Annotated in this window: 11 protein-coding genes; 4 read left to right on the plus strand and 7 right to left on the minus strand. The window is 38.1% G+C overall.

Annotated elements, in window-relative coordinates; all coding sequences use genetic code 11:
• Positions 1–47: 47 nt before the first annotated feature.
• Positions 48–287 carry a hypothetical protein gene (locus tag QCD85_RS21160; protein WP_204824451.1) on the plus strand — a complete coding sequence of 80 codons (240 nt, stop codon included), beginning with the start codon at positions 48–50 and terminating at the stop codon, positions 285–287.
• 358 nt (positions 288–645) lie between these two features.
• Positions 646–999 carry a winged helix-turn-helix transcriptional regulator gene (locus QCD85_RS21165; RefSeq protein WP_204824452.1) on the plus strand — a complete coding sequence of 118 codons (354 nt, stop codon included), beginning with the start codon at positions 646–648 and terminating at the stop codon, positions 997–999.
• A 169-nt stretch (positions 1,000–1,168) separates the two neighbouring features.
• On the opposite strand, the gene QCD85_RS21170 is transcribed toward QCD85_RS21165, so the two are convergent.
• From QCD85_RS21170 to QCD85_RS21180, 3 genes are all read right to left on the minus strand, one after another.
• Complete coding sequence (locus tag QCD85_RS21170; RefSeq protein ID WP_273615885.1) at positions 1,169–1,312, minus strand: hypothetical protein; 144 nt, start codon at positions 1,310–1,312, stop codon at positions 1,169–1,171.
• Positions 1,313–1,591: 279 nt separating this feature from the next.
• The gene (locus QCD85_RS21175; protein ID WP_301263810.1) at positions 1,592–3,064 is read right to left on the minus strand and encodes an aldehyde dehydrogenase family protein; all 1,473 of its coding nucleotides are present in this window, start codon (positions 3,062–3,064) and stop codon (positions 1,592–1,594) included.
• 356 nt (positions 3,065–3,420) lie between these two features.
• Positions 3,421–4,233: a class I SAM-dependent methyltransferase gene (locus QCD85_RS21180; RefSeq protein ID WP_301263811.1), complete on the minus strand. Its 813-nt coding sequence runs from the start codon at positions 4,231–4,233 to the stop codon at positions 3,421–3,423.
• A gap of 149 nt (positions 4,234–4,382) precedes the next feature.
• On the opposite strand from QCD85_RS21180, the gene QCD85_RS21185 reads away from it, so the two are divergent.
• Positions 4,383–5,606: an MDR family MFS transporter gene (locus tag QCD85_RS21185; protein ID WP_301263812.1), complete on the plus strand. Its 1,224-nt coding sequence runs from the start codon at positions 4,383–4,385 to the stop codon at positions 5,604–5,606.
• Positions 5,607–5,608: 2 nt separating this feature from the next.
• Here the strand turns inward: QCD85_RS21185 and QCD85_RS21190 are convergent, their stop codons facing one another.
• From QCD85_RS21190 to QCD85_RS21200, 3 genes are read right to left on the minus strand one after another with little or no spacing between them, the layout of a single operon-like run.
• Entirely contained in the window at positions 5,609–5,977 is a 369-nt protein-coding gene (locus tag QCD85_RS21190; RefSeq protein ID WP_273615881.1) for a hypothetical protein, read from the minus strand.
• A 41-nt stretch (positions 5,978–6,018) separates the two neighbouring features.
• A complete protein-coding gene (locus tag QCD85_RS21195) occupies positions 6,019–6,903 on the minus strand; it encodes an NAD-dependent epimerase/dehydratase family protein (RefSeq protein ID WP_301263813.1) in 885 nt (294 codons plus the stop codon).
• A 12-nt stretch (positions 6,904–6,915) separates the two neighbouring features.
• On the minus strand, positions 6,916–7,512 hold the full coding sequence (locus QCD85_RS21200) for a hypothetical protein (protein WP_301263814.1): 597 nt from the start codon (positions 7,510–7,512) through the stop codon (positions 6,916–6,918).
• 206 nt (positions 7,513–7,718) lie between these two features.
• Between QCD85_RS21200 and metE the strand changes: the two genes are divergently transcribed.
• Complete coding sequence (gene metE / locus QCD85_RS21205; RefSeq protein ID WP_301263815.1) at positions 7,719–10,019, plus strand: 5-methyltetrahydropteroyltriglutamate--homocysteine S-methyltransferase; 2,301 nt, start codon at positions 7,719–7,721, stop codon at positions 10,017–10,019.
• Between the two features lie 85 nt (positions 10,020–10,104).
• Here the strand turns inward: metE and QCD85_RS21210 are convergent.
• Positions 10,105–10,417, minus strand: a 313-nt coding sequence (locus QCD85_RS21210; protein ID WP_301263816.1) for an NIPSNAP family protein, incomplete at its 5' end; no start/stop codon positions are given.

Raw genomic sequence — 10,417 nt, forward strand, 5'->3', positions numbered from 1 at the left:
AACTTTTGAAATCAAATTACTTATAACAATAAACGAGGTGATTAATAGTGAAAACGACAATTCTTTTAGAGAACAAGATGGTTCCGGTTTACTTTAACGCCGAGAATACACAACCAATGTCCAAGCTGTTAAGACTATTACGCAGAACGATTGAACACAAAATTGTAAATGGTAAAAAAATGATCAAAACGTGTCTAGATACTGTTATTAGTATTGAAGTTGTAGGTTCTGAAGCGATTTTGCATACTTATCGTGAAAGTGACACTCTAGCTTTATCTTTATACTAAAATGTAAGTGCTTTTCCTACTTCTTTATAGACATTACGATGGGCCTAACAACGGGAAGACTCCGTACGGCCCTTTCTGTCTGATACTACTCTCTACTTACATAAATGACGTACTTGTCTATCATCAAATCGGTAATACTTATGAACAGATTATGTTCTATAGGCGTTATCGATTTTTTGCATACAATTCTATAGTTTTCAACAAAAATGCCTAATAATCAATTGTTCCCCAATTAACTTTAAGTAATCTAGTGTAATTTAAAAAGAAATATCTTTAAAGTTATTAAATTACTGAAGTGATAGTCTGTATCAAATGTATATTATGTGATATAATAGGTTTATTAAAAGAGGTGATATAGATGGATACATCAATGCTTTGTCCTCGATTCGAAAAGGGGATGCAGATTTTAAGTAAACGTTGGAATGGCTTAATTATTTATCAACTGATGGGTGGTCCTCAACGCTTTTGCTCTATTCAATCATCACTCCCGGTAAGCGGTCGTCTTTTGTCCGAACGCCTGAAGGATCTAGAGCATGAAGGAATGGTTGTCCGCCATGTATACCCTGAGACGCCGGTACGAATTGAATATGAATTAACTCAAAAAGGATTGGCATTAGAATCTGTGATACGCGGTATTCAGGATTGGTCTCAATCATGGGTAGAACCAGAAGCAATGGTTTTAGAAGCCGAGTATGCTCAAACAGCTAAATAAACAACCATGATAACTATAAAAAACATCCGCTCCCTTTAAGGAGAACGGATGTTTTTTTGTGAACTGTCATTTTATACTATATGCATCATCAAATCTCAATGATTATCTATTTAAGATAAAAGAACTCTTTACAATAAAAGATTAGTATTACACATCATATAAAATCATGTTAGCTGATATACTGTTTATTTCTGCCTGCTTCTTGCTTTTCTGCACTCCGAATACGAATAACAAATAAGCGTAGTAAATTGGTACGAGTATGCTCATCGGCTTCACGGTTTAATTTACGGAGTATAAAACGATCTATTGACATGCCTGCTCAACTCCTTCTCAATTCACCAGAAGCATCGTTACCAATGACAGAAGCTATAATAAGATTATGGTAAATCTTCCGGTAAGAATTAATAACCGCATTTCCTATTTTTCAAACTACGATTATCATTTTTTTTGAATAAAATATATCTATTCTTTAACATATCTTTGTACAAAAAAACTGCTTTACGATCCCTAAGGAATCATAAAGCAGCTTGGCTTACATCATACGATTTTTTTAATTTTACATTAAAAAACTAATACATGTCATAACTTTTTATTAAATATTAGGAAATTCGCGGTATTCGTGTTGAATACTGATCCAACGTGTGCGCGTAAATTTCTCAATAGCCCATTCTCCGCCAAAGCGTCCTAGACCAGAAGATTTCTCGCCCCCGAACATAACATGTGCTTCATCGTTTACAGGTTGATCATTTACATGGATCATACCACTTTCTACTTCTTGAGCCACACGATAACCACGCTCTAGGTTTGATGTAAATACAGAACCACTTAATCCATATTCACTGCTATTTACTATGCGAATCGCATCTGCTTCGTCTTTCGCACGAATCAGCAAAGCAACCGGACCGAATAATTCATGTTGTGCTGCTGAATTTTCTGGAGATACTTCACTCAGAACAGTTGGTTCAAGTACACTCCCTTTACTTTTACCACCGTATAACAATGTAGCGCCTTCTTTTTGCGCATTTTCGATAACTTCAAGTAGACGGTCTACTTCTTTTTCATGAATCAATGGGCCTACTAATGTTTTGGCATCAGCAGGATCGCCGAATTTTAGACCTTTTACTGTATTGGTGAATTTCTCTACAAATGTATCGTAGATAGAATTATCAATAACGATACGATTCAGTGCCATACAGATTTGCCCTTGATGGAAAAACTTGCCGTAGACTGCTGCTTCTACAGCTTTATCGATATCAGCATCATCCAATACGATCATCGCATTGTCTCCACCAAGTTCTAAAGCGACATCTTTCAGATGTTCACCTGCTAATTTACCAATACCGCGTCCTACTTCGGTAGAACCTGTAAAGGAAATTAGTTTAGGGATTGGATGCTTCACAAAAGCATCTCCAATTTCGCTACCGCTACCACTTACAACACTGAGTACTCCTTTAGGCAAGCCTGCTTTTTCAAAAATATCAGCAATTAGTAATCCTGCTGTAATCGGTGTATCAGAAGCTGGCTTAATTACAACACCGTTACCTACTGCTAATGCAGGTGCTACCGAACGCATACATAAATGTAACGGGAAATTCCAAGGCCCAATGACACCAATAACACCTTTTGCTTCACGAACAACACGATTCTCTTTACCTGGAATATCAGAACCAATCAATTCCCCTTTGATACGGTATGGGAATGAAGAAGATTCTTCCAAAATGCGTACTGTTGTCATCCATTCACGTTCTGCTTTGACACGTGTACTGCCTGATTCAGCGATAAGCAAGTCTACAATTTCTTCTTTACGCTCATTCATTTGCATCATTGCTTCACGCATCACTTTAGCACGAGCAGCAAGTGGCATTTTAGACCATTTTTTACCTTCTGTTTGTGCAGTTTTGTACGATTTATCCAGATCATTTTCATCCGAAGAACGCCACTCTACTAATATTTCTCCAGTATAAGGATTTTTATTTTGCATCATTTTATCTGAAGAACCTTCTACCCATTCTCCAGCGATAAATTGTTTATTCCAATGTGCGTATTTCGATTGTACTAATGTCATTGTAATATCCTCCTTGGTGTACGTTATATATGGTTATTAATCCATTGACATACATTTTTGAATAGTATTCTTTGTTTGATTCAGGTTGTAAAATTTGTGAAAGAATTTATTTATATTTATAAAAACTATTACACATCCGATTTCTAACTGAACGCTAAAAATAAAAGCTAAAAGCTAAATCATAACAATTAGTTAGTATATTACTATTGTTACAACAGCTTCTCGTATTCTTTACCCTTGTCTATAGATAAGCAAACATGTATTGACAATTCATATATCATTATTGGTATATAAAAAAGCCAGTATCCCTTGAGATAGCTAGCTTTACAGATATATTATTTTATTTTTAAATTAATCTATTTTGATTTGCGTCCTACAATAATTCCATGTGTACTCAAGCCTAATATGCTACGTTCTCGACAAGTGCGGAGATGATAATCTAACCATGTCTGATACATACTTTCTTCAAGATGATCTATAGAACCATCTATCGTATGAGTGACTCCGTCTGCGCCAGCATGGTCAATAATCTGAGCATTGGCGGCTAATATATCCTGTTCCATTTGTTCAGGTGATGTTACATACAAGTCTGTCCAAAAGCTGTCTTCTGCTCCATCGTAAAACACACCTTCTTGCAATACTTTGTCAATCACAGAAGAACGTAAATAACCTTGCTCTTTGACAGCTAACATAGGCACAATCGAATATTTATTGATATAAGCAACAATCAATATGCCTCCTGGACGCAATACACGCATACTTTCAGATAAACAAGATGCTCGATCTTCAGCAGAAGTAAGATGATAATACGGCCCTAGACAAAGCACCATATCCAGCGATTCAGTAGCTATTGTAGATAATGTAGTAGCATTTCCAATTTCAGCTTGTAAAGAATAGTTAAGTTCTAGTTGTAACGATTTGGCTTGAATCTGTTGTATATGCTTAGGGGTAATATCGATCGCTTTTACTTGATGCCCTTGTTTTGCATAATGAATCGCATATGCTCCGCTTCCTGCTCCACTATCTAAAATAGAAGATACTGGAGGTAACTGGGATAACCATGTATCTATAATATGTATAGTCGTAATATACTCTACCGCTCGAGATGGACGCTCAAATCGTGAATCTTCATCGTATAACTGATAAAACTTAGCTACTTGTTCCGACATTTTCAAGACCTCCTTTGTCTATTTCATCCCATTATATGACAATAAATAGGAAATGATAAGTATAAGTTAGTAAGCGATCTTGACAGCTTTTTATAACGGTGAGAAAATATTTTTTTGTACGATGTAGAGTAAAGGAGTGATTTGGAACGATGAGAACGTCTTTTTTACAATTGCGCGGTATCCATCCTTTGGCATGGACGATCATTGTAGGCACACTTTTTGGACGAATGGCGACTTCGATGAGTATTCCTTTTTTATCGATTTATCTGACTCAATCGTTGGGAGCTTCGCCTACACAGACAGGGATTACTGTAGCTGTGAGTTCTTTAGTAGGCGTATTTGCTAGCTTTTACGGAGGTTATATTTCAGACCGTATTGGTCGCAAAAAGGTTATGATTTTGTCGATAGCTGGTTGGAGTATTGTATTTTTTGCTTTTGCTGCTTCGAATCAAATATGGATGTTTTTTGTAGTCAACACTTTAAATGGACTATGCCGCTCTTTATTTGAACCGACTTCGCGTGCATTATTATCTGAAGTTGCACCTCAAGAACAAAAATTATTAATTTTTAATATGCGTTATACAGCGATTAATGTCGGTGTTGTTTTTGGCCCATTGTTAGGTTTATGGTTCAGTACCAATGGATCAAGCAGTGCTTTTATAATGGCTGGCTGTATCTATGTACTTTATACTGTTGTTCTTATGTTTCAATTTGGTAAACATCCTATACATATTGAATCTACCTCTACGACAGAACAACGAATTACTTTAAAAAAAGCATTACGAGTTATTTCTCAAGATCGAATCTTTTTATACATATTGATTGGAACAACATTCTGTGTACTCGGTTATGGTCATCTCAATTCAACGTTACCGCAATATTTAGCATTGGTTCCTGATCTGCACGATGGTGCTACATGGTTTGCGTATATGTTAACACTGAATGCGATCACAGTACTGATAGTACAATATCCTTTGGTCAAATGGGCTTCGCGCTTTGCTCCTGTAGTCTCATTGATTATCGGTAATATTTTTGTAGCTACGAGCTTACTATTGTATGGGCTTGCCAGTACAGGTCTGGCATTTATGATCATTACTGTTATTTTCACAATAGGGGAAGTCTTGTTATTTACGATGATGGATATGTTAATTGATCGAATAGCGAAGCCAGAATGGAAAGGAACGTACTTTGGAACGATTGGCTTTAACAATTTAGGTAATGTGTGCGCCCCTATACTTGGAGGTTTTCTACTTGATGTTAGAGGCGCACAACATAGTATGCAAATATTTGTACCATTAGCATTGACCTGTGCACTTGGTTTGCCATTTCTTATTGGTGCTTATCGGCGAATGAATCTATCTCATAAACATTGATCTCATTGGCGCTGAGTACGTATCTCACTAGCTACAATATCTAGAATAGAATGATCACCCCAGCTACTAACAAACGAATACATGGAAAGACTACTTAACCATTCTTCGCTTAATTCACCTTGCTCTACTTGAGCTAACAAATAATCACGTATCGGAGCTTCTGTACGTGACCAGGGAACGGTTCGCATTCCGCCTATTTCTTGTCCGGCGGAGCGACGATCCCATACAGCCGCTACTTGTTCTAACGAAAATATAATCGAAATCCCTTGTTCTGTCTGAAAATATATTTTCACCTGTTCCGGTAAAAGTATCACTTGCTGTATAACTCCATCCACTAAAGGAATATCTCCTATAAAAATATCAGTTACCATCGCCGTACTCCATTCTTCCGTTACTTCTTTTATTAATGCTGTTATTTAGTTGCTGAAGCAATATACTTAATCAATTCAGGCATCCATTTTGACAATACATAGAATGTAAATCCAGCTTGCTTCGCTTTGGATGTATCCATAATCCACGAATCAGGAACACCAAAAGGAGATTGTGCTTTTTCATCTGTCTCGCTCTGTACGATAGCCTGTTGACCGGTTCCCTGCTCTACCCATTTGATAAATTCACGCAAACTGATTTCTCCATCAGAACGTGCATTTACAGGTCCTGTTAGATCAGATGAAATTCCTAACCAGAACAAAAATTCTGCGGCTTCTTGCTCATGAATAAAGTTCATCTGTGCTTCGATATTCGAAATGCCTATTACTTCATTATTTAACACACGTTCTACATGAAAATGGAGCCGCTTAGTATAATCATTCGGCCCTAACACAATAGGGAATCGTACCGCCGCTACTGGAAAATCGGCTTGTTGAAAAAATACAGCTTCCGCTTGACGCTTGCCTTCTCCATAACTAAGCTTCGCCTCTGGATCTTTATCAATTGTATAATGATGGGTATCGACATCTGGTTCATGCAATACCGCTTGCCCAAACTCATAGACAGATAAGCTTGACGTTAGAATATAACGCTTTGCTTTATATTGGAAAATTGCTACAGCTTCACGTGCTTGCTGTGGTGTAAAACAAATATTATCGTAGACCACATCATACTGCTGATCTCCGATTGCTTTTTCCAAAGCGACAGCATCTTCGCGATCAACAACTAGTCGTTGAACCCGATCACCAAATTCATCTTCAGTCTGACCACGAGTCAGCAAGGTAACTTGGATATTTTCTTTCAGTAATAATTCCACCAGATTTTTGCCGAAAAATCGTGTTCCACCTAATACCAATACGTTAGTCATTCTTCATTCCTCCTATTTTATATCTAGTAGTTGGTGCGCTTTCCAGATGAATGTAGCCATTAAAATATAAACAAGTAGACCAAAAACAACATAGATCACTCCTAGCAATCCAGCTAACGTCACCATACTTCCTGTAGTTGTAGATGATACAAATGCACTGATCGCTAATACTGCTAACGCTAAAATTTGATTGCATACATAGATAATCCAGCGCTGATAAGATACTTTTTTGAAATCTGGCAAGTTCTGTGCTTCTGCCATCTCCCCTATCCCTTTACATACCGTATAAATAATAAACAAATCAGCAATAATGACTAACAACGATACGATAGTTAACCACCATGGTAAAGGTAATACATTGGCTTGATCAGGTAAAAAGATTTGAATAACGGCAAGTACAGCCGCAGCTATCGCAAATGGTTTACCTTTGGCGAATTGCGGATTTACTTTTTCTAATTTCATAAATCCAATAAAATACAAAATGCTTACAATGACAGTCGGGAAATAATCTAACCAGATCGCGGCTAATCCTAATCTGTTCAATCCTGTAATCACTATTCCTAATATAGCTTGACCTACAAAAGCCCAAAACAAATACAAAATACTCATGTTGTCCCCCCTTTTTATTCCTTGCCTTTAACTATGTATACTGTTTCTTTCCTTTCTATCTTACCATCAAATGACTTTGTTACCAAAAAGGCAAATCTAGCTATAGCGTGGAATCATGATAGGATATAGGCAAAACGTATAACCATATCCTGCCAGAATACGCTATGATGATTGTACTAAACAATCAACTTTCAGGGGGAATAATAATGCCAAAAGTACTCAGTAGCAATATTGGTTATCCGCGTCTTGGTGAACAACGTGAATGGAAAAAAGCGCTAGAAGCATTCTGGAGTAACAAATCTTCGGAAGCTGACTTTTTACAAACGATGAAAGAATTGCGCCTTGCTCATCTAAGCAAACAAAGCAAAGCTGGTATCGATCTAATTCCTGTAGGCGACTTTTCATATTATGATCACGTCTTAGATACGGCTGTTACTTTCGGATTAGTACCTGAACGCTTTGGTTATACAGGTGGCGAAGTATCCTTACAACAATACTTTGCGATTGCTCGTGGTACAGATCAAGCAACCGCAGGTGAAATGACCAAATGGTTCAATACCAATTACCATTACATCGTACCTGAACTGGGTGGAATTACACCGCAATTAACAGAAAACCGTCCATTGCGATTATATTTAGAAGCCAAAACAGAATTAGGTATTGAGACCAAGCCGGTATTGATCGGCCCGTATACGTTCCTCAAACTTTCTAAAGGATATGAAGCTTCTGAATTCAAGCAATGGTTAGATCAGTTAGCTCCTTTATATGTAGAGATATTGCAAGGATTGAACAAAGCAGGTGTACGCTGGGTTCAAATAGATGAGCCTTCACTGGCACTAGAAGTATCTGCTGAAGAATGGCAATGGGTGCAAGAGATTTACACTCAATTCAACCAGGCGGCTCCTGATGTGAATTTGCTGGTACAGACTTATTTTGAAGGTGTAGATGATTTTGGTAAATTAATTGATCTCCCTGTTCAAGGGATTGGCTTGGATTTTGTACATGGATTAGAGCAGAATCTGAATAATCTGGATGATTGGGGCTTCCCTGAAGACAAAATTCTAGGTGTAGGTCTGGTCGATGGACGGAATATCTGGCGCTCCAAATTAGAAGATAAAATTCAATTGATTCAAACGATCTCTCAAACCGTCCCTTCGGATCGCTTACTGATTCAGCCGTCTTGCAGTCTGCAACATGTGCCTGTGACAACCAATAGTGAAACGTCTCTTGATCCAATTATTAAAGATGCTCTTGCTTTTGCCGATCAGAAGTTAGAAGAACTTGCGCTCTTAACCAAAGCAGCTAATATCGGTGCTCCTGCTGTACAAGAAGCGTTAGATCGCAGTCGTGAAGCGGTTGAACGCATTGCCAATTCATCATGGCGCGCTCCGCAAGAAGAACATCTACAGCAAAATGAAGGTTCGGCTACACGTAATGTTCCTTTTGCACAGCGTCAGGTTATTCATGCAGACAAATGGAAATTACCATTATTGCCGACGACTACAATTGGTAGCTTCCCGCAAACTGTAGAAGTGCGTCGTGCCCGTCAACTATGGCGCAAAGGCGAATTATCTCCAGCAGATTATAACCGTTTTATCGAAGAACAGATTCAAGACTGGATTTCGATTCAAGAAGAATTGAATTTGGATGTATTGGTACATGGTGAATTTGAACGTACTGATATGGTTGAGTTTTTCGGAGAGCAGTTAGATGGATTTACATTTACACGCTTTGGTTGGGTTCAATCGTATGGTTCTCGTTGTGTCAAACCTCCTGTGATCTACGGTAATGTTCATTTTGTGAAGCCAATGACGGTGACAGAAACCAAATATGCTCAATCTCTCACCAGCAAACCTGTTAAAGGGATGCTAACAGGTCCGGTTACTATTCTGAACTGGTCTTTTGTACGGGATGATATTCCGCGTAGTAAAGTATCTTATCAGATTGCACGCGCTATCTCGGATGAAATTCTGGCGCTTGAAGCGGCAGGTATTGAAATGATTCAGGTCGATGAACCTGCTCTACGTGAAGGATTGCCTCTTAAACGTAACAAATGGCAAGAATACCTTGATTGGGCAGTAGGCTCATTCCGTCTATCTACAGCGGCTGTACAAGAAACGACTCAAATTCATACTCATATGTGCTATTCGGAATTCCACGATATTATTGATGCTATTAAAGATATGGATGCAGATGTTATCTCTATTGAGACTTCACGTAGTCATGGCGAATTGATTTCTTCTTTTGAAGTGCATGGCTATGATAAAGGTATTGGTCTGGGTGTCTATGATATCCATAGTCCACGTGTGCCTGCCAAAGAAGAAATGGTACAGTTGATCGAACGTGCTCTACGTGTACTTGATCCTAAATTATTCTGGATCAATCCAGACTGCGGATTGAAAACACGTGCTCATCCTGAAACGGTAGCTGCTCTTCAATTAATGGTTGAAGCGGCAGACGATATCCGTCACAAATTAGGACAAGAAGTGAGCGCAAGCAAGCATTAATTGCACATAAAAGCCTTTCATGACTAGAGCATATTCCGACAGATGCTCTTGATCGTGAAAGGCTTTTGATTTATACATATCCTACTTATTCAAACACAGGACGCATAAAGCTACGTTCGTAACTAATAATACATTTGTTCTGATTGGCAAATTCAAACGCTTGCTGGCATTGTTCATCTACCATCATCTTCTGACGATATTCTTCGTAATCAGCAAGGCTTGGAAAAGAAAACAAAGCATAGGCGATGTTATTCGCACCTTCATGTGGAAGAAAATAACCATGATGCGTCCCACCTAATTTGTGAACTAGCGGTATCCACATCTTAGCATACTGTTCAAATTCGTTTACTTGATAAGGATCTATCACATATTTGAGATAGCATGTAATCATCGTGTTC

Origin of the sequence: Paenibacillus sp. PsM32, from assembly GCF_030433815.1 — a bacterium.
GTDB classification, from domain to species: domain Bacteria; phylum Bacillota; class Bacilli; order Paenibacillales; family Paenibacillaceae; genus Saccharibacillus; species Saccharibacillus kyungheensis.